Below are 20,299 nucleotides of genomic sequence, written 5' to 3'. Positions count from 1 at the left end.
AAAATTCACTCAACTCTCACTGCGTCCGCGGAAACCACGGCCCAGCAGGTACTGCTCGCGAGAACGGTCGCGCGACGAGGTCGGCTTGCGCATCTGCACCTTCTCGAACTGCTGGCGAACGCTCTTGTGGAACTCGTCGAAACCTTCGCCCTGGAAGATCTTGATCAAAAAATCACCACCGGGCTTGAGCACCCGAGTCGAGAGATCCAGTGCCAACTCGCACAGGAACATCGCTCGCGGCATGTCCACGGCCGGTAGTCCACTCATATTGGGGGCCATATCGGAAATCACAAGGTCTACTTCCTTATTTCCGACGGCATCGAGGATCTGGGCCAGCACGGCATCCTCGGTAAAGTCGCCCTGAATGAAGGTCACGTCCGGGATGCTGTCCATTTCCAGAATGTCAGAAGCGATCAATGTCCCCTGCCCACCAATCAGACGACTGGTCACCTGGGACCAGCCACCAGGGGCCGCTCCAAGGTCGATTACGCTCATGCCCGGGCGGATCAGACGGTCCTTTTCCTGGATCTCCAGCAGTTTGTAGCTGGCGCGGGAACGATACCCGTCTTTTTGTGCCATTTTGACGAATGGGTCGTTGAAATGTTCTTTCAGCCAGTTAAGGCTTGTCTTGGAACGGGCCACGGGCCACCTCGAAAATAAAACGGGTCGTGATTAACTGGGCGGTCCCGGACTCGCTCGGGTAAACTGGCCGCCGCTTTTTACAAGATCAGACGCAGGGGTCAGATTATGCCGCTCACTCAAGAGCAGAAGAAACAGTACAAATCCATTGGCCACCATCTGAAACCGGTTCTGATTGTGGCAGACAATGGTTTGACTGAAGGTGTGTTAGCCGAACTCGAACGCGCATTGGCGGATCACGAGCTGATCAAGATCAAGCTCAACATCCTCGATCGCGAATCGCGCCTGGCGTCCATTGCAGAGCTCTGCAAGGTCGGCAAAGCGGATCTGGTCCAGGTCATCGGCAAGATGGCACTGATCTACCGCAAGAACTTCAGCGTCAACAAGCAGCTGTCGAACGTCCATCGCTTCAAGTGATGGCAAGGGTCAAGGGTGTGCTTCGCGCACCCTGCCACTCCATCCCGGCATCGGCTGCAACACCAGCACCAGCCCGGTAAAGCCCAGAACAAGATAGCTGAACGCCTGCCAACGCACGGCATCCGGCCAGCCGAAACGCACCACGAAGTACATCGCGCACGCATACAGCGCCATCAACAGCAGTTGCCCGCGAATATCGCGCCATAGACTGACAAGGCCCTCGGCCTTAACCAGCACCAAAGCCTGCAATATCACACACGCCGTAGCGAATCCCACTACCAACGCATTGAGCATGCCTGCGATTTCATCGATCAGCAGCGGTGCCAGGCCAATTCGTCCCAGCACCGGCAAAAGACCGACGTGCAACAGCCACAAGCCGCCGACCCACAACATCTGGGTCAGCTGCCAAAGCATGACGCCCGCACGAAACGGGCGCCGGCCTTCAGACGTGGCGAACTTCGACAATCTCGTACTCGATAACGCCACCAGGCGTTTTGACTGCAACCACATCACCCTCTTCCTTGGCAATCAAGGCGCGGGCAATCGGCGAGCCGACAGAGATCTTGCCGAGTTTGATGTCAGCCTCATCCTCACCAACGATCTGGTAAGTCACGCTTTCATCGGTTTCGACGTTGGCGATTTCGACGGTTGTGCCGAAAATCACCTTGCCGGTGTGAGGAATGGTCGTCACATCGATGATCACCGCGTTCTGCATGCGACCTTCGATATCACGGATCCGCGCCTCGACCATACCTTGCTGCTCACGGGCAGCGTGGTATTCGGCGTTTTCCTTCAAGTCACCCAACTCGCGGGCCGTACCGATGTCCTGGCTAAGCTTCGGACGAACGACCTTGGTCAGGTGAGTGTGCTCTTCTTCCAGGGCGCGTGCGCCCTGAACGGTCATCGGGTACTTCGTTATGCTCATGCCTTCAATCCTGCGTGTAGATCCTGCAAGCGGCGCACGGTCTTCTCGGGACCGAACTTCAGCGCTTCACAGATGGCTTCGCCAGCAGCAATGGTGGTGGTGCAGTAAATCTTGTGCTGCAGGGCATTACGACGAATGGAGTACGAATCAGCGATCGACTGACGACCTTCGGTGGTGTTGATGATCAGCGTGACTTCGTCATTCTTGATCATGTCGACCACGTGCGGACGACCCTCGGTCACCTTGTTCACACGGCGCACTTTCAGGCCTGCAGCCTCGATCAGCTTGGCAGTACCGGCAGTGGCAACCACTTCGAAGCCCAAGTTGATCAGATCACGGGCCACGCCCGCAACCAGTGGCTTGTCGTCGTCACGCACGCTGATGAACGCAGTACCGCCGGTCGGCAACACTTCGCTGGCACCCATCTGGGCCTTGGCGAACGCTTCACCAAAGGTGTCGCCCACACCCATCACTTCACCGGTCGACTTCATCTCTGGGCCGAGGATCGGGTCAACGCCAGGGAATTTGGCGAACGGGAACACCGCCTCTTTCACGCTGTAGAAGTTCGGGATGATTTCCTTGGTGAAACCCAGCTCTTTCAGGGTTTTGCCGGCCATCACTCGCGCTGCGATCATCGCCAGGGAAACACCGATGCACTTGGACACGAACGGTACGGTACGGGAGGCGCGCGGGTTGACTTCGATGACGTAGATGTCCTCGCCTTGCAGCGCCAACTGTACGTTCATCAGGCCAACCACACCCAGCTCCAGGGCCATTTTCTTGACCTGTTCGCGCATCTCGTCCTGGATGTGCGCCGGCAGCGAGTACGGCGGCAGCGAGCATGCGGAGTCACCGGAGTGAACACCGGCTTGCTCGATGTGCTGCATGATCGCGCCGATTACCACGTCCTTGCCGTCGCAGACCGCATCCACGTCCATTTCGATCGCGCAGTTGAGGAAGTGGTCCAGCAGCACCGGGCTGTCGTTGGACACTTGAACCGCTTCACGCAGGTAGCGCTTGAGTTCTTCTTCTTCGTAAACGATTTCCATCGCACGACCGCCCAGTACATAGGACGGGCGCACCACCAGCGGGTAACCGATCTTGCTGGCGGCACGAATCGCTTCGTCTTCGCTGCGCACGGTGGCGTTTGGCGGCTGACGCAGGTTCAGGCGCTGAACCATCTGCTGGAAGCGCTCACGGTCTTCGGCGCGGTCGATTGCATCTGGGCTGGTGCCGATGATCGGCACGCCAGCAGCTTCCAGGGCACGAGCCAGTTTCAGCGGGGTCTGGCCGCCGTACTGGACGATCACGCCTTTCGGCTTCTCGACGCGGACGATTTCCAATACGTCTTCCAGGGTTACTGGCTCGAAGTACAGGCGATCGGAGGTGTCGTAGTCGGTGGATACGGTTTCCGGGTTGCAGTTGACCATGATGGTCTCGTAGCCGTCATCGCGCAGGGCCAGTGCCGCGTGTACGCAGCAGTAGTCGAACTCGATGCCCTGGCCGATACGGTTCGGACCGCCACCCAGGATCATGATCTTGTCGCGACCCGATGGCGCCGCTTCGCACTCTTCTTCGTACGTCGAGTAGAGGTAAGCAGTATCGGTGGCGAACTCAGCGGCGCAGGTGTCGACGCGCTTGTAGACCGGGAAGATTTCCAGCTTGTGACGATGAGCACGCAGGCTCTTCTCGGTCACGCCCAGCAGTTTGGCCAGGCGCATATCGGAGAAGCCTTTGCGCTTGAGGCGGAACATCAGATCGCGGTCGATGCTGGTCAGCCCCAGGGTCTTGACCTTCTCTTCGTCCTTGATCAGGTCTTCCATCTGCACCAGGAACCAAGGATCGATCATGGTCATGCCGAAGATGTCTTCAACACTCATGCCGGCGCGCATGGCGTCCGCCACGTACCAGATACGCTCGGCGCCCGGCACGGTCAGCTCGCGCTTGAGCACGCTCATGCTTTCCGGGTTGGCCAGATCAACCTTCTCGTCCAGACCGCAAACACCGACTTCCAGGCCGCGCAGGGCTTTCTGCAGGGACTCCTGGAAGGTCCGGCCGATGGCCATGACTTCACCGACCGACTTCATCTGAGTGGTCAGGCGCGCGTCAGCCTTGGAAAACTTCTCGAAGGCAAAGCGTGGCAGCTTGGTGACGACGTAGTCGATGGACGGCTCGAAGGACGCCGGGGTCTTGCCGCCGGTGATGTCGTTCGACAGCTCGTCGAGGGTGTAACCCACGGCCAGCTTGGCCGCAACCTTGGCGATCGGGAAGCCGGTGGCTTTCGAAGCCAGGGCCGACGAACGGGATACACGCGGGTTCATCTCGATCACGACCATGCGGCCAGTGTTCGGGCAGATACCGAACTGAACGTTGGAGCCGCCGGTTTCCACGCCGATCTCGCGCAGTACCGCCAGGGAGGCGTTACGCAGGATCTGGTATTCCTTGTCAGTCAGGGTCTGTGCAGGTGCCACGGTGATCGAGTCACCGGTGTGCACGCCCATCGGGTCGAAGTTTTCGATGGAGCAGACGATGATGCAGTTGTCCTTCTTATCGCGGACAACCTCCATCTCGTACTCTTTCCAACCGATCAGCGATTCGTCGATCAGCAGTTCCTTGGTCGGCGACAGGTCCAGACCACGGGCGCAGATTTCTTCGAACTCTTCACGGTTGTAAGCGATACCGCCACCGGTGCCGCCCATGGTGAAGGACGGACGGATGATGCACGGGAAGCCAAGCTTCTCGAGGACCGCGTTGGCCTCTTCCATGCTGTGGGCGATACCGGAGCGCGGGCACGCCAGGCCGATGGACTTCATCGCCTTGTCGAAACGCGAACGATCTTCAGCCTTGTCGATGGTGTCGGCGTTGGCACCGATCATCTCTACGCCGAACTTCTCCAGAACGCCTTCGCGCTCCAGATCCAGGGCGCAGTTCAGAGCAGTCTGGCCGCCCATGGTCGGCAGCAGCGCGTCCGGACGCTCTTTTTCGATGATCTTGGCAACGGTCTGCCACTTGATCGGCTCGATGTAGGTGGCGTCGGCCATGGCCGGGTCGGTCATGATGGTGGCCGGGTTGGAGTTCACCAGGATGACGCGGTAGCCCTCCTCGCGCAGGGCTTTACAGGCCTGGGCGCCGGAGTAGTCGAATTCGCAGGCCTGGCCGATCACGATCGGGCCAGCGCCGAGAATCAGGATGCTTTTAATGTCTGTACGTTTTGGCATGGGTTTGTCACTCAAATCCGCAGGTCAGTCGGCAAGCCGTCTTGTTCAATCTGAAGCCTTGAGGGGGCCACCGGTATCGGGACCACCCTCAAGCCTTGCTACATCAGGGCGAGCGATCAGCGTCGCTTGGCCATCTCGGTGATGAAGCGATCGAACAATGGCGCTACGTCGTTCGGGCCAGGGCTGGCTTCCGGGTGACCCTGGAAGCTGAAGGCGCTCTTGTCGGTACGCTCGATACCTTGCAGGGTGCCGTCGAACAGCGATTTGTGGATCGCGCGAACGTTGGCCGGCAGGGTCGCTTCGTCTACGGCAAAACCGTGGTTCTGGCTGGTGATCATCACCACACCGCTGTCCAGGTCCTGGACGGGGTGGTTGGCACCGTGGTGGCCATGACCCATTTTCAGGGTCTTGGCGCCGGAGGCCAGGGCCAGCAGTTGGTGACCGAGACAGATACCGAAGACCGGAATTTCGGTTTCCAGCACGTCCTTGATCGCCTGGATCGCGTAGTCGCAAGGCTCCGGGTCACCAGGGCCGTTGGACAGGAATACGCCGTCCGGCTTCAGCGCCAGCACATCGGCAGCAGGTGTTTGCGCAGGCACGACGGTCACGCGGCAACCGCGCTCGACCAGCATGCGCAGGATGTTCACCTTGACACCGTAGTCGTAGGCAACCACGTGGTACGGCAGCTCGGAAGCTTCGATGGTCGCGTGGCTGTCGGTTTTCAGATCCCAGACAGTCGAGCGCCACTCGTAGCTTTCCTTGGTGCTGACGACTTTCGCCAGGTCCATGCCCTTGAGGCCTGGAAAACCCTGGGCGGCGGCAATGGCGGCGGCTTCGGAAATGTTGTCACCGGCCATGATGCAGCCGTTCTGCGCGCCTTTTTCACGCAGGATGCGCGTCAGGCGGCGGGTGTCGATACCGGCGATGGCCACAACATTGTTGGCCTTCAGGTAGTCGGACAGGGACATCGTGTTACGCCAGTTGCTCGCCACCAGTGGCAGGTCACGGATGACCAGGCCGGCAGACCAGACGCGGTTGGACTCGGCGTCTTCCGGCGTGGTGCCGGTGTTGCCGATGTGCGGGTAAGTCAGGGTAACAATCTGTTGGGCGTAGGAAGGATCGGTAAGGATTTCCTGATAGCCGGTCATTGCGGTGTTGAACACCACCTCACCAACGGTTTGACCGTCGGCTCCAATGGCTTCGCCGCGAAAAATGCTGCCATCAGCAAGGGCGAGTATGGCTGGCTTAGTCAAGAAGACCTCCCGTAAATAAAGCCTGAAAGGGCGATCGCAGGTTGTAAAAAAGCGGAGTGACGTATGGACACGTCACCCCGCTTCTTCACTGAATTATTCTGCGCGCTTTTAGTGGACACACTAAAGCTGTAGCTTACAGAAAAAGGCCTTTTTGGTCTACCGCCAATGAGCCTTAAAGGCTGGAGAATGCGACAGGACGTCGCTTGGCGGAACAAAACCGGGCTCAAACGCTGTGCGCGAGCCCGATTTCGGGTGCATCTTAACGCAGATCGAGCACGTCTTGCATGTCGTAAAGGCCAGGCTCGCGCCCGTCCAGCCACAATGCAGCACGTACCGCGCCCTTGGCGAACGTCATGCGACTGGACGCCTTGTGGGTGATCTCGACACGCTCGCCGTCGGCGGCGAACAGCACGGTGTGATCACCGACGATGTCGCCAGCGCGCACAGTGGCGAAACCAATGGTCTCGCGATCACGAGCGCCGGTCTGGCCCTCACGACCATACACCGCCACCTTTTTCAGATCGCGACCCAACGCATCGGCAATCACCTCTCCCATGCGCACGGCAGTGCCGGACGGCGCATCGACTTTATGCCGATGGTGAGCTTCGGTGATTTCGATATCGACATCGTCGCCCAATACGCGAGCGGCCGTGTCGAGCAACTTCAGGCACAGGTTGACCCCGACACTGAAGTTGGCCGCGAAGACAATCGGAATGTCCTTGCCCGCTTCCGCCAGCAACTGCTTTTCTTCAACGCTGAAACCGGTGGTACCGATGATCATGGCCTTGCCGTGTTTACGGCAGAACGCCAGGTTCTTCAGGGTCACCGTCGGGTGCGTGAAGTCGATCAGCACGTCGAACTCGTCGACAACCCGATCCAGATCACCGGACAGAGGCACGCCGATACGACCCAGCGCAGCCAACTCACCGGCATCCGCGCCGACCAACGTGCTGTCGGGACGATCCACCGCCGCCGTCAGACCGGCGCCCGGGGTTTGCTGCACGGCTTCAATCAGGGTCTTGCCCATGCGCCCGGCGGCGCCCATCACTGCAATACGTCGCATGCCTGTCTCCTTACAAATCGCCGAAGAAGCGCTTCACGCCTTCGAACCAACCGGTGGTTTTTGGCGAATGGCTGTTGTCATCCGCCAGCGAACTACGGAATTCCTCGAGCATTTCACGCTGGCGACGGCTCAGGTTGACCGGAGTCTCGACCGCCACGCGGCACATCAAGTCGCCAGCACCACCGCCACGCACTGGCGCGACACCCTTGCCGCGCACACGGAACTGCTTGCCGGTCTGGGTCCCCTCAGGGATCTTCAGCTTGACCCGACCATCAAGGGTCGGAATTTCCAGCTCGCCACCCAGCGCCGCATCGACGAAGCTGATCGGCACTTCGCAGAACAGGTGCTTGCCATCGCGCTGGAAAATCGAGTGCTCGCGCACATTGATCACCACGTACAGGTCGCCAGTCGGGCCACCCTGGGCACCCGCCTCGCCTTCGCCGGACAGACGAATGCGATCACCGGTATCGACACCGGCCGGCACTTTCACCGACAGGGTCTTGTACTCTTCGATACGACCTTCGCCGTGGCAGGAATCGCACGGATCGGAAATGATCTTGCCTTGGCCATGGCAGCGCGGGCAGGTCTGCTGCACCGAGAAGAAACCTTGCTGCATGCGCACCTGGCCGATACCGCCGCAAGTCGGGCAGGTCACCGGCGCAGAACCTTTCTTGGCGCCGGAGCCGTCGCAAGGCTTGCAGTTGACCAGCGTCGGAACGCGGATATTCACGGTCGTACCGCGCACCGCCTCTTCGAGATCCAGCTCCAGGGTGTAGCGCAAGTCACTGCCGCGCTGAGCACCGCCACGGGAACCGCCGCGACCACCACCGAAGAAGTCACTGAAGACATCACCAAAGATGTCGGAGAAGTTCTGACCGCCGAACCCGGCACCGCCGCCACCCATGCTCGGGTCGACACCGGCATGGCCGTACTGGTCGTACGCCGCGCGCTTGCTGGAATCGGACAGCACTTCGTAGGCCTCGTTGGCCTCCTTGAACATCTCTTCCGACGCCTTGTCATCGGGATTACGGTCCGGGTGGTGCTTCATCGCCAGGCGACGGTAAGCCTTCTTCAGGTCCGCTTCGCTTGAACCACGCTCAACACCCAACACTTCGTAATAGTCACGCTTTGCCATAAGTCTTTGCACTCTTGAGGACGTCCGACAAAACCCTCCTGAGTTTGCCGAACTCGTTGAGCCCCAATACAGGCCCGGACCCAACTCACGTCAATTCAACGATCCTGGTCTTTGATTCTTGCGGTACTTGCGGCACGAAAAGCAGGAGCATTTCCGGCCATACCACCAGCACGTGAACGTTGTCGCATGCTGTAAAAATTCGCGTATTCCAGATACGCCAACGCGGGAGCAAGCTCCCGCGCGGCGACATCCTACCAGTCACCGCCTAAAGGCAGTCAACCGGCCGACCAACAACTTACTTGTGGTCTTTGACTTCTTCGAACTCGGCGTCGACAACGTCGTCAGCCTTTTCCGCCTTGTCGTCGTGCGGTGTCGCGCCTTCAGCAGGCTGAGCCTGTTCGGCGTACATCTTCTGCGCCACTGGAGCGGAGACTTTCGACAGTTCTTCAACCTTGGCGTCGATAGCAGCCTTGTCGTCGCCTTTAACGGCGGCTTCCAGGGCAACTACGGCAGCTTCGATTGCAGTCTTCTCTTCAGCGGTCACTTTATCGCCGGCGTCGGAGACCATTTTGCGAGTCGAGTGAACCAGTGCATCACCCTGGTTACGGGCAGCGGCCAGCTCTTCGAACTTGCGATCTTCCTCGGCGTTAGCCTCGGCATCACGCACCATGCGCTCGATTTCTTCGTCGGACAGACCGGAGTTGGCCTTGATCACGATCGACTGAGTCTTGCCGGTAGCCTTGTCCTTCGCACCTACGTGCAGGATGCCGTTGGCGTCGATGTCGAAGGTCACTTCGATCTGCGGCACGCCACGTGGAGCTGGTGGAATGTCAGCCAGGTCGAACTTGCCCAGGGACTTGTTCTGTGCGGCTTGCTTACGCTCGCCTTGCAGCACGTGAATGGTCACGGCGCCCTGGTTGTCGTCGGCAGTCGAGAACACTTGCGATTTCTTGGTAGGAATCGTGGTGTTTTTCTCGATCAGCGCAGTCATCACGCCACCCATGGTTTCGATACCCAGGGTCAGCGGGCTGACGTCGAGCAGCAGAACGTCTTTCACGTCACCGGCCAGTACCGCACCCTGGATGGCAGCACCCATGGCAACCGCTTCGTCCGGGTTGACGTCTTTACGAGCTTCTTTACCGAAGAACTCGGTTACCAGCTTCTGAACCAGTGGCATACGGGTCTGACCGCCCACCAGGATCACGTCGTTGATCGCGCCAACGTCGATACCGGCATCTTTCATTGCGATGCGGCAAGGTTCGATGGTGCGCTGAACCAGGTCTTCCACCAGCGCTTCGAGCTTGGCGCGGGAGATCTTCACGTTCAAGTGCTTAGGACCGGTGGCGTCTGCAGTGATGTACGGCAGGTTCACGTCGGTCGACTGGCTCGAGGACAGTTCGATCTTGGCTTTTTCAGCAGCTTCTTTCAGGCGCTGCATGGCCAGCGGGTCGCCCTTGAGGTTCATGCCGCTTTCTTTCTTGAATTCGTCGACGAGGTAGTCGATCAGACGAATGTCAAAGTCTTCACCGCCCAGGAACGTGTCACCGTTGGTGGCCAGTACTTCGAACTGGTGCTCGCCATCGACTTCAGCGATCTCGATCACGGAAACGTCGAAAGTACCGCCGCCCAGGTCGTAAACGATCACGGTGTGATCGCCCTTGGCCTTGTCCATGCCGTAAGCCAGAGCAGCTGCGGTTGGTTCGTTGATGATACGTTTTACGTCCAGGCCAGCGATGCGGCCGGCGTCTTTGGTCGCCTGGCGCTGGCTGTCGTTGAAGTAGGCCGGAACGGTGATCACCGCTTCAGTCACGGTCTCGCCGAGATAGTCTTCGGCGGTCTTCTTCATCTTCTTCAGGATTTCAGCCGAGATTTGTGGCGGTGCCATTTTCTGGCCGTTCACTTCAACCCAGGCGTCGCTGTTGTCAGCCTTGACGATCTTGTAAGGGACCATCTGAATGTCTTTCTGCACGACTTCTTCGTCGAAACGACGACCGATCAGACGCTTCACCGCGTACAGGGTGTTGTGCGGATTGGTCACGGCCTGACGCTTGGCCGACTGGCCAACCAGGATTTCGCCATCGTTGGCGTAAGCGATGATCGACGGCGTGGTACGCGCGCCTTCAGCGTTTTCAATAACTTTTGCCTTGCCGTTTTCCAGCACGGAGACGCAGGAGTTGGTAGTCCCCAGGTCGATACCGATAATTTTGCCCATGTTCACTCTCCCGAAACTTTGGATTTGGTTGCCGCAGCAGTGGTGGCTAACTGCGGTAGCACTTAAACGCTTGACTTATAAATGGGGGCCTTGCGGCGGATTTCAAGCCTGCTCGTCAATCGAAGGCGAAACCGGCGCAGGCGCCTTGCTGACCACGACCATCGCCGGGCGCAACAGGCGACCATTGAGCTGATAGCCCTTCTGGAACACCTTCAGAACGCTGTTAGGCTCGACATCGGCGCTTTCCTGCATGGCCATTGCCTGATGCTGAACGGCGTTGAACGGTTCGCCATGCGGATCGATCGCTTCAAGCTGATAACGCTTGAGAGTGTCGTGGAACATTTTCAGGGTCAGCTCGATGCCTTCGCGCATCGGACGGATGCTTTCGTCGTCCGGGCTGGACAGTTCCAGGCCACGCTCCAGGCTGTCGACGATCGGCAGCAGGTCGCCGGCGAATTTTTCCAGCGCGAACTTGTGAGCCTTCTCCACATCCTGCTCGGCGCGACGGCGGACGTTCTGCAGATCGGCGGCTACACGCAAAGCCTGATCCTGAGCGCCTGCCAGTTGCTCTTCGAGCACTTGTACACGAGCCGCCAGGTCATCACCCGAAGCCTCGGGCGCCTGGTTGGCGTCTGGGTTTTGCGTATCCACTGTCTGTTCGTCAGCCATAGATTTCTCCTTTCAATTTCGTCCGCGAGCTCAACTCGCGCGTCTGCCCAGCTATATGGGGCCGCAAAATCCGGCTTCAAGGGGGGTCGACGATTAACCCTACAAAAAACAACTGCTTTGTCATTCCCGGTCGCGATAAGGCTTTCGTCGGTCCGAGCGAATCGAGCTAACGAGGGGCATTGTCAGCCCGAAACAAAACACTGTATAAATAACCAGACCTAACACCTGGGAGCGGCCCATATGCTGGTGCACCTGTCCGTACACAACTACGCCATCGTTGAACATCTCGATCTCGAACTCGATCGCGGGATGAGCGTGATCACCGGAGAAACCGGCGCGGGCAAGTCGATCATGCTCGACGCGCTGGGCCTTACCCTGGGTGATCGCGCCGACAGCGGCGTGGTCCGCCCCGGCGCCGACAAGGCCGATATCCTGGCCACCTTCGATCTGGTCGACATTCCGGAAGCCAGCGCCTGGCTGGCCGAACGCGACCTCGAAAACGACGGCCCGTGCATCCTGCGCCGGGTCATCACATCCGAAGGACGTTCGCGCGGCTACATCAACGGCACGCCCTGCCCGCTTGGCGACCTCAAGGCGCTGGGCGAGCTGCTGATCGACATTCACAGCCAGCACGAACACCAATCCCTGCTCAAGACCGATACTCACCGCCGCCTGCTCGATGAATATGCCGGCGCGACCGACCTTGCCCGCCAGGTTCAGCTCGCCGCCCAGCGTTGGCGCCAGACCCGCCAGGAACTGGAGCGACTCTCCAACTCCGGCGATGAGCAACGCGCCCGCCATCAGTTGCTCAGCTATCAACTCGAAGAACTGGAGAACCTTGGCCTTGGCGACAACGAGCTGGAGCAGCTCGAGCAGGAGCACAAGAACCTGACAAACGCAGAGACCTTGCTCGGGATCTGCCGGCAAGTCGTCGAGCAATGCAGTGAAAGTGATTCCGGGAATGTACTGAACGCCCTGACCGCCAGCCTCAACCGCCTGTCGAGCGTGAACAGCTCGATCGGTGCGCTGGGCGAAGCCAGCAGCCTGTTGACCAGTGCACAGATCCAGGTTGAAGAGGCCGTGGGTGAACTGAACCGCTTCCTCGACAACTTCGACGCCGATCCATCGCGCCTTCAATACCTTGAAGAGCGCCTCGACGCGATCTACACCCTGGCGCGCAAACACCGCATCCAGCCGACCGAAGTTGCCGAGATGCAGCAGAAACTGCTGGATGAAATCGAAACCCTCAACGCCAACGACGAATCCATCGAGAGACTGAGCGACGAACTGTCTTCATACGCTCGCCATTATCAGGAAAAGGCTCGCGAACTGAGCGATCTGCGCCATCAAGCCTCGAGCAGCCTGGCCAGCGCCGTGGAACAGGAGATCCAGCGCCTGGGCATGCCTGGCGGGCGCTTCACCATCGAGCTGCGCCCAAACAGTAGCGACGAACTGCTGCCTAACGGACTTGAACAGGTTGAACTACTGGTCAGCGCCAACCCGGGTCAACCATTGAAAGCCTTGGCAAAAGTTGCATCCGGAGGCGAGCTGTCACGGATCAGCCTGGCGATCCAGGTGATCACCGCGCAGACATCTCGCGTTCCCACTCTGGTGTTCGACGAAGTGGACGTTGGTATCGGTGGTCCGACTGCAGAAATCGTCGGCCAGCTGCTGCGTCGCCTCGGCGAGCGCGGGCAGGTACTGACCGTGACCCACTTGCCGCAAGTGGCGGCGCAAGGCCATCAACATCTATTTGTGCATAAAGTGCGCGGCGAAGATGCCACCCGCACGGCCGTTTCCAGATTGAGCAAAAACGACCGCGTCGAAGAAGTCGCACGGATGCTGGGCGGCATCGACCTCACCAAGGAATCCCTGGCGCATGCCAAAAAAATGGTGGTGGCCGCAAAAGCTTGAATAAAGGCAGAAAGCACGAAGGCGACCCTGGGGTCGCCTTCGTTCGTTTCGCGAACTGAATGTTCGCGCGACATGCTTACTTTTTCTTGCGCACGTACAGCACCAGATTGTGATCAACCATCTCGAAGCCATACTTGTCGACGATTGCTTTCTGAAGCCGCTCGATTTCTTCGTCGAAGAATTCGATCACTTCGCTGGTTTCGACGTTGACCATATGGTCGTGATGCTTTCCGTCGTCCAGTTCGAAGACCGCATGGCCTCCGTCGAAGTTGTGCCGCACCACAAGGCCAGCTGCCTCGAACTGGGTCAGAACACGGTAAACCGTGGCCAGACCGACGTCCTCACCAGCCTCCATAAGGGCCTTGTAGACATCCTCGGCACTCATGTGGCGCTGCTCGGCGGAATCGAGCATTTGCAGAATTTTGACCCGTGGAAGGGTCACTTTGAGGCCGGCTTTGCGTAGTTCGCTATTTTCAACCATGGTCAGCTTTCTCGCGATGCTGCTTCGCAGCTTCTCTTAATGCGGGTATGATCGGCGTTTACGTTGTCCCAGCCAAGATAGTGGAAGTCGCCCACCGATGCAAAACACCAAGCTCTTGCTAACCAGTTTCACCTTTGTGGGACTGCTCGCACTCGCCGGTTGTTCATTCCCCGGGGTTTACAAAATCGACATCCAGCAGGGCAATGTCGTCACGCAGGACATGATAGACCAGTTACGCCCGGGAATGACCCGTAAGCAAGTACGGTTTATCATGGGCAACCCTCTGCTGACTGACACGTTCCATGCCGATCGCTGGGATTATCTGTACAGCCTGCAACCGGGTGGCGGTGAACGCCAACAGGAACGCATTAGCGTTATCTTCAACCCAAATGATCAGCTTGTCAGCCTCTCCGGCGATTTCATGCCAGGTGTGAGCCGTGACGAAGCCATTCTCGGCAAGGACAGCGGCACGACAGTGGCTGCCCCGGCAGAAAACGTCGAGAAGCCAAAACCGGAAAAACCGGTCAAGCCAGGTTCGTTGCTGGATCAGATCCAGAAGGACGTCGACGGCGTAGAAACCGTTCCGGTCCCGACGCCGGAACCACTGGACACCTCGCCGCAATAATTTGCGACGCAATAAAAAGCCCGGCATGCCCGGGCTTTTTATTGTCTGGCGTTCAAGCCACTCACTGATTCCGCGCTTTGGCCTCGGCAGCTTTCGCCGCGCGCAGTCGGCGCACCTCTTTCGGATCGGCCAGCAACGGGCGGTAAATCTCGATGCGATCCCCGGCCTGGACTACCCGACTCTCCGGGTCAGCGACCACCTTCCCGAAGATCCCCACAGGGCAATGGGTCAGATCCAGCTCCGGAAACTCTTCAGCCACGGCCGACCTGAGCAAGGCCGCCCGTACGGTCGTTCCGACAGGTACGGCCACTGTCAGCAGCACCTGACGGTCTACGGCCGCGTAGACCACCTCGACTTCAATCATGACCTCAACCATGTATCTGCTTGGCGCGCTGGCAGAACGCATCCACCAAAGTGTTGGCCGCCTGATTGAACAGCGGCCCCAAGGTGGCGCGAACCAGCGGCCCGGCATAATCGAACGACAGATCGAGGCTGATCTTGCAGGCTTTGTCGGTCAGCGCCTTGAATACCCAAATGCCATGCAATTGGGTGAAAGGGCCCTCTTCGAGGTTCATTTCGATCGACTGCCCCGGAATCAACGTGTTGCGCGTCACGAAATGCTGACTGAGGCCACCCTTCGCCACGCCGACACTCGCCCGCATATGCTCAGGTGAGCTCTCCAGGACTTCGGCGGACGAGCACCACGGCAGAAACTCCGGATAGCGCGCCACGTCGTTGACCAGGTCATACAGCGCTTGCGCCGGGTACGGCAGCAAGGCCGAACGAGAAATGTGTGTCGTCATGTCAGCGTCACTTCCACAGCTGGGCGGCAAACACTACGAGAATGCCGATGGGCGCCACATAGCGCATCAAGAACAAGGACAGGCCAAACAGCGCAGGGTTACGGATCGACAACTCGTCACGCACCGCTTCACGCCCCATGATCCAGCCCGCAAACACTACGAAACACAAACCGCCAAGCGGCAGCATGAGTCGCGAGGTGAAGAAATCGATCACGCCAAAGAAGTCGAGGCCTCCGGCCGCTCCCCATTGGTAGAGGTGGAACATCCCGCCATCGTTCACGAAGAACTTGACCTCCTTCCAGATATTGAAGGAGAACACCGTACCCAGACCGACAAACCAGCAGCTGAAAGCCAGCCAGAAGGTGACCCAGGCACGACTCACTTTAGTGCGCTCGACCAGGTAGGCCACCATCGGTTCCAGCAGGGAAATCGCCGAACTCCAGGCAGCGACCGCCACCAGCACGAAGAACACAACACCCATCAGTTGCCCGAACGCGACGTTACCGAAGGCAAACGGCAGGCTGACGAACATCAGCCCTGGCCCTTCGCTCGGATTCAGGCCCGCCGCGAAAACAATCGGAAACAACGCCAGGCCGGCCACCAGGGAAACGAAGGTGTCGAGCAGCGCCACCCCGACAACCGTCCCTGAAATCGATGAGTTCTTCGGCATGTACGCACCGTAGATCATGATCGAGCCAACGCCCACGCTCAGGGAAAAGAACGCATGCCCCATCGCGGGCAACAAGCCGTCCATGACCTTTTCCGGGTGGAAGTCGAACATGAAATGCACGCCTTCCATGAAATGACCGGTGGTCATGCTGTAGCCCAGCAGCACGAGGATCATCACGAACAACAACGGCATCATGATGCGCAAACTGCGCTCAAGCCCGGCAACCACGCCCTTGGCGATCACCACCGCTGACAACAGCATGAAAATCGTGTGCCAAAGTGTCAGGCGCCAGGGATCGGCGATCACATTGCCGAAGTAAGCCCCCACCTGATCAGGCGTCGCACCCTGAAAATCGCCACGCCCCATGTCGATGATGTAGTCCAGCGACCAGCCGCCAACCACACTGTAGAACGACAGGATCAGCAATGCCGTGATCATCCCGGCAAACGCGCCCCAGGACCATTTGGCCGAGTGCCCCGCCTCGACCGCCAGTATCTTCAAGGCATTGGCCGGACTCTGTCGGGCACGCCGGCCGATCAGGGTTTCCGCCAGCATGACCGGCACGCCGATCAATGCGATACAGGCCAGGAACATCAGCACGAAGGCGCCGCCGCCATAGACGCCGACCATGTACGGAAATTTCCAGATACTACCCAGCCCCACGGCCGAACCGGTCGCGGCGAGTATGAAGACCCAGCGGCTAGCCCAACTGCCGTGGACAGAAACCTTGTCTGTCGACATCGTTATCACGCCCAAGCGTTCAAAAAAGAGGCCGCATTGTCCGGGATTCAATCAACCTGCTCAAGCACGTAGCAACACCGTAGCCGACTCGCGTGCAACTCCCTATAATGCCGCCCCTATGGCTAAACAGAAGAAACACCCAACAGGGACCATCGCGCAAAACAAAAAGGCGCGACACGATTACTTCATCGAACATCGTTTCGAGGCTGGTCTGGTCCTGGCCGGCTGGGAAGTAAAAAGTCTGCGGGCAAGCAAACTGCAGCTGGTTGACAGCTACGTACTGCTCAAGGATGGCGAAGCCTGGCTGCTCGGCAGCCACATTACGCCCCTGACGACCGCCAGTACCCACGTCATTGCCGATCCGGTGCGCACCCGTAAATTGCTGCTCAACCGGCGCGAGCTGGAAAAGCTGGCCGCGGCCGTGCAGCAAAAGGGTTACGCCTGCGTGTGCCTGTCCTGGTACTGGAGCAAGCACATGGTCAAGTGCGAGATCGCTCTGGGCAAGGGCAAGAAGGAATACGACAAGCGCGATACCGAGCGCGAACGCGACGCCGGTCGCGAGTTGCAGCGTGCGGTGCGCAACAAGGGCAAGGAAGACTGACTCTTTCGCCTTGAGGCCCCTTCGCGGGCAAGCCCGCTCCCACAGGGTTTCGGTGTACCTGTGGGAGCGAGCTTGCCCGCGAAAGCAACCTCACAAATGATATGGAGCCGACTGGCTACATCCCCTTGCGCCGTTCCGCCCGGGCCACGCGCTGCACTTCCTGACGCACCTCCTCCAGTACCTCCTGTACATACAGAATGTGTCGGCTGGAAACTTCCCGCGCCTGCTCCGCCCGCCCTTCGATAATCGCCTGATACAACTCTCGATGCTGCGTGATCAGCATGTCGCGGGTTTCAGTGCGCTGCTTGTACATGCCACCGATGTTGGTCACCACGTTGCGCTTGAGCAGGTCGAACAGCCCACGAATGGTGTGAAGCAGCACAGCATTGTGGCTGGCCTCGGCGATCGCCAGGTGAAAGCTTGCGTCCGCCGCACCCTCTTCAGCACGACCCACCTCTTCGTGACGCGAATAGCAGTCCTGTAACTCGTTGAATGCCGCGGTCAGTCGCTCGCGATCCACATCAGTGGCACGCAACGCCGCGTAGTAGGCGCAAGACGCTTCCAGTGTATGCCGAAACTCCAGCAGATCGCGCTGTGCCTCGGGGTTGCTTTCCAGCAAGTGCAACAAGGGATCACTGAAGGTGCTACCCAGCGACTCCACCACATAGTTGCCGCCGCCCTGGCGACTGACCAGCAGGCCCTTGGCGGTCAGCTTCTGAATGGCTTCGCGCAACGAAGGGCGTGACACGCCAAATTGTTCGGCCAACGCACGTTCGGCCGGCAAGCGCTCACCCGCTTTCAGCGTGCCCTCGAGGATCATGCCCTCAAGCTGCTCGACAATATCGTCAGACAAACGGCGCTGACGAATCTGATCAAACCCCATAACTCGATTACTCCACGATCCGACGGCTCGCCGGGGCTCTATTCTGGCCTATCGGCGCCGCGCCAGCACCTGCCATTGCGCATTTGGTCTTACCAGACAGACGACCTGCGCTCTTCGCATTCGACAAAAGTTTTAGGGCGGCAAATTGACACACCGCCTACAAGGCTTTTACCCTAGCCAACAGCGATTGTAAATTGGTCTTACCAATTATCCAAGAACGCTGATCAGTGCCTGACCAACAACAATTAGGGGCCACCCCATATGCAAACCTGGCAACAGCTCTATACCCCGCTTGGCAGCCTCGGCTTGTCCGCACTCGCCGCCGTCATCCCCATCGTATTTTTCTTCCTGGCTTTGGCCGTGTTCCGCCTCAAAGGACATGTGGCCGGCAGCATCACCCTGGCTTTATCGATCCTGGTGGCGATCTTCGCCTTCCAGATGCCGGTCGATATGGCGTTCGCCGCCGCCGGGTATGGCTTCGCTTATGGCCTGTGGCCGATCGCCTGGATCATCGTGGCAGCGGTGTTCCTCTACAAACTGACGGTCAAGAGCGGGCAGTTTGAAGTCATCCGCAGTTCGGTTCTGTCGATCACCGATGACCAGCGCCTGCAGGTTCTGCTGATCGGTTTCTGCTTCGGCGCCTTCCTCGAAGGTGCAGCCGGTTTTGGCGCACCCGTGGCGATTACCGCTGCGCTGCTGGTAGGACTTGGCTTCAACCCGCTGTACGCCGCCGGCCTGTGCCTGATCGCCAACACCGCGCCAGTGGCCTTCGGCGCCCTGGGCATTCCGATCATCGTTGCCGGGCAAGTGACCGGTATCGACGCGTTCAAGATCGGCGCCATGACCGGCCGCCAACTGCCGCTGCTGTCGCTGTTCGTGCCGTTCTGGCTGGTGTTCATGATGGACGGCCTGCGCGGCGTGCGGGAAACGTGGCCGGCAGCGCTGGTGGCCGGCTTGAGCTTTGCCGTCACCCAGTACTTCACCTCGAACTTCATCGGCCCGGAACTGCCGGACATCACCTCGGCCCTGGCCAGTCTGATTTCCCTGACCCTGTTCCTGAAAGTCTGGCAACCAAAACGCGCCGCCGGCCAACACATCGTCGGCGCTGTCTCGGCCTCCGTGGTGAGCGCCAGCGTCGGTGGTTTCGGCCAGAAGCGCACCACCGTGGCTTCGCCCTACAGCCTTGGGGAAATCTTCAAGGCATGGTCGCCGTTCCTGATCCTGACCGTACTGGTCACCATCTGGACCCTGAAGCCGTTCAAGGCGATGTTCGCCGCCGGCGGTTCGATGTACAGCTTCGTATTCAACTTCGCCATCCCGCACCTGGATCAGATGGTGATCAAGGTCGCACCGATCGTAGTCGCGCCAACCGCCCTTCCGGCAGTGTTCAAACTGGACCCGATTTCCGCCACCGGCACGGCGATTTTCTTCTCGGCGCTGATCTCGATGCTGGTGCTGAAGATCAATATCAAAACTGGTCTGACCACTTTTAAAGAGACCTTCTACGAACTGCGCTGGCCAATCCTGTCCATCGGCATGGTGCTGGCGTTTGCCTTCGTCACCAACTACTCGGGCATGTCTTCGACCATGGCCCTGGTGTTGGCAGGCACCGGTGCAGCGTTCCCGTTCTTCTCGCCGTTCCTCGGCTGGCTGGGCGTATTCCTCACCGGTTCCGATACCTCGTCCAACGCGCTGTTCAGTTCGCTGCAAGCGACCACTGCGCATCAGATCGGTGTCAACGACACCTTGCTGGTGGCGGCGAACACCAGTGGTGGCGTGACCGGCAAGATGATCTCGCCACAATCGATCGCCGTGGCTTGTGCCGCGACCGGCCTGGTGGGCAAAGAATCGGATCTGTTCCGCTTCACCCTCAAGCACAGCCTATTCTTTGCAACGATTGTCGGCTTGATCACGTTGGCCCAGGCCTACTGGTTCACCGGCATGCTGGTGCACTAAGGGCTACAAGCAACACGATAAAAACCGACGCCGGGCCACGCCCCCGGCGTCCGCTACTCACACCCCGGTCTGTAAGGCTGCTGAAAGCTACCGG

Annotated in this window: 19 protein-coding genes; 5 read left to right on the top strand and 14 right to left on the bottom strand. The window is 59.2% G+C overall.

All coding sequences use genetic code 11. The annotated features are described in order from the left end of the window. Positions 1-9 precede the first annotated feature (9 nt). Positions 10-642 carry a 23S rRNA (uridine(2552)-2'-O)-methyltransferase RlmE gene (rlmE, locus tag KGB20_RS23245; RefSeq protein WP_057716479.1) on the bottom strand — a complete coding sequence of 211 codons (633 nt, stop codon included), beginning with the start codon at positions 640-642 and terminating at the stop codon, positions 10-12. A gap of 105 nt (positions 643-747) precedes the next feature. Between rlmE and KGB20_RS23240 the strand changes: the two genes are divergently transcribed. Further along, a complete protein-coding gene (locus KGB20_RS23240) occupies positions 748-1,056 on the top strand; it encodes a YhbY family RNA-binding protein (protein ID WP_007942889.1) in 309 nt (102 codons plus the stop codon). A 9-nt stretch (positions 1,057-1,065) separates the two neighbouring features. On the opposite strand, the gene KGB20_RS23235 is transcribed toward KGB20_RS23240, so the two are convergent. The 8 genes from KGB20_RS23235 to grpE form a co-directional block, all read right to left on the bottom strand. Beyond that, entirely contained in the window at positions 1,066-1,470 is a 405-nt protein-coding gene (locus tag KGB20_RS23235) for an MFS transporter (RefSeq protein WP_150812838.1), read from the bottom strand. Positions 1,471-1,498: 28 nt separating this feature from the next. After that, positions 1,499-1,975, bottom strand: coding sequence for a transcription elongation factor GreA (gene greA, locus KGB20_RS23230; protein WP_032829443.1), 477 nt, complete (start codon positions 1,973-1,975; stop codon positions 1,499-1,501). 2 nt (positions 1,976-1,977) lie between these two features. Further along, entirely contained in the window at positions 1,978-5,199 is a 3,222-nt protein-coding gene (gene carB / locus KGB20_RS23225; protein ID WP_150812839.1) for a carbamoyl-phosphate synthase large subunit, read from the bottom strand. Positions 5,200-5,315: 116 nt separating this feature from the next. Beyond that, positions 5,316-6,452, bottom strand: a complete 1,137-nt coding sequence (carA, locus tag KGB20_RS23220) for a glutamine-hydrolyzing carbamoyl-phosphate synthase small subunit (RefSeq protein ID WP_046038697.1) — start codon at positions 6,450-6,452, stop codon at positions 5,316-5,318. A 259-nt stretch (positions 6,453-6,711) separates the two neighbouring features. Further along, positions 6,712-7,515, bottom strand: coding sequence for a 4-hydroxy-tetrahydrodipicolinate reductase (dapB, locus tag KGB20_RS23215; RefSeq protein ID WP_057716481.1), 804 nt, complete (start codon positions 7,513-7,515; stop codon positions 6,712-6,714). Between the two features lie 10 nt (positions 7,516-7,525). Then, a complete protein-coding gene (gene dnaJ, locus KGB20_RS23210) occupies positions 7,526-8,650 on the bottom strand; it encodes a molecular chaperone DnaJ (protein ID WP_150812840.1) in 1,125 nt (374 codons plus the stop codon). A gap of 295 nt (positions 8,651-8,945) precedes the next feature. Next, positions 8,946-10,862, bottom strand: a complete 1,917-nt coding sequence (gene dnaK, locus KGB20_RS23205) for a molecular chaperone DnaK (protein WP_154910444.1) — start codon at positions 10,860-10,862, stop codon at positions 8,946-8,948. Between the two features lie 102 nt (positions 10,863-10,964). After that, positions 10,965-11,531, bottom strand: a complete 567-nt coding sequence (gene grpE, locus KGB20_RS23200) for a nucleotide exchange factor GrpE (RefSeq protein WP_015093431.1) — start codon at positions 11,529-11,531, stop codon at positions 10,965-10,967. A gap of 240 nt (positions 11,532-11,771) precedes the next feature. On the opposite strand from grpE, the gene recN reads away from it, so the two are divergent. Then, positions 11,772-13,445 carry a DNA repair protein RecN gene (gene recN, locus KGB20_RS23195; protein WP_057716484.1) on the top strand — a complete coding sequence of 558 codons (1,674 nt, stop codon included), beginning with the start codon at positions 11,772-11,774 and terminating at the stop codon, positions 13,443-13,445. 76 nt (positions 13,446-13,521) lie between these two features. Here recN and fur read toward each other — a convergent pair whose 3' ends face one another. Then, positions 13,522-13,926, bottom strand: coding sequence for a ferric iron uptake transcriptional regulator (gene fur / locus KGB20_RS23190; RefSeq protein WP_003197684.1), 405 nt, complete (start codon positions 13,924-13,926; stop codon positions 13,522-13,524). A 97-nt stretch (positions 13,927-14,023) separates the two neighbouring features. On the opposite strand from fur, the gene KGB20_RS23185 reads away from it, so the two are divergent. Next, the gene (locus KGB20_RS23185; RefSeq protein ID WP_057716485.1) at positions 14,024-14,551 is read left to right on the top strand and encodes an outer membrane protein assembly factor BamE; all 528 of its coding nucleotides are present in this window, start codon (positions 14,024-14,026) and stop codon (positions 14,549-14,551) included. 61 nt (positions 14,552-14,612) lie between these two features. Here the strand turns inward: KGB20_RS23185 and KGB20_RS23180 are convergent, their stop codons facing one another. From KGB20_RS23180 to KGB20_RS23170, 3 genes are read right to left on the bottom strand one after another with little or no spacing between them, the layout of a single operon-like run. Continuing rightward, entirely contained in the window at positions 14,613-14,927 is a 315-nt protein-coding gene (locus KGB20_RS23180; RefSeq protein WP_150812841.1) for an RnfH family protein, read from the bottom strand. Next, on the bottom strand, positions 14,920-15,354 hold the full coding sequence (locus KGB20_RS23175; RefSeq protein WP_057716487.1) for a type II toxin-antitoxin system RatA family toxin: 435 nt from the start codon (positions 15,352-15,354) through the stop codon (positions 14,920-14,922). The genes KGB20_RS23180 and KGB20_RS23175 overlap by 8 nt, the downstream gene beginning before the upstream one ends. Positions 15,355-15,361: 7 nt before the next feature. Next, the gene (locus KGB20_RS23170) at positions 15,362-16,765 is read right to left on the bottom strand and encodes a sodium-dependent transporter (protein WP_154910445.1); all 1,404 of its coding nucleotides are present in this window, start codon (positions 16,763-16,765) and stop codon (positions 15,362-15,364) included. Between the two features lie 118 nt (positions 16,766-16,883). Here KGB20_RS23170 and smpB point away from each other — a divergent pair, with 118 nt between their 5' ends. Beyond that, positions 16,884-17,366: an SsrA-binding protein SmpB gene (smpB, locus tag KGB20_RS23165; RefSeq protein ID WP_008057382.1), complete on the top strand. Its 483-nt coding sequence runs from the start codon at positions 16,884-16,886 to the stop codon at positions 17,364-17,366. Between the two features lie 115 nt (positions 17,367-17,481). Here the strand turns inward: smpB and KGB20_RS23160 are convergent, their stop codons facing one another. Continuing rightward, entirely contained in the window at positions 17,482-18,249 is a 768-nt protein-coding gene (locus KGB20_RS23160; protein WP_154910446.1) for a GntR family transcriptional regulator, read from the bottom strand. Positions 18,250-18,510: 261 nt separating this feature from the next. On the opposite strand from KGB20_RS23160, the gene KGB20_RS23155 reads away from it, so the two are divergent. Next, a complete protein-coding gene (locus tag KGB20_RS23155) occupies positions 18,511-20,205 on the top strand; it encodes a lactate permease LctP family transporter (RefSeq protein ID WP_057716490.1) in 1,695 nt (564 codons plus the stop codon). The last annotated feature ends 94 nt before the right edge of the window (positions 20,206-20,299 follow it).

The sequence above is a fragment of the Pseudomonas sp. BF-R-30 genome (assembly GCF_019956175.1).
GTDB classification, from domain to species: domain Bacteria; phylum Pseudomonadota; class Gammaproteobacteria; order Pseudomonadales; family Pseudomonadaceae; genus Aquipseudomonas; species Aquipseudomonas jessenii.
This window is presented reverse-complemented; position numbering and strand designations above follow the sequence as displayed.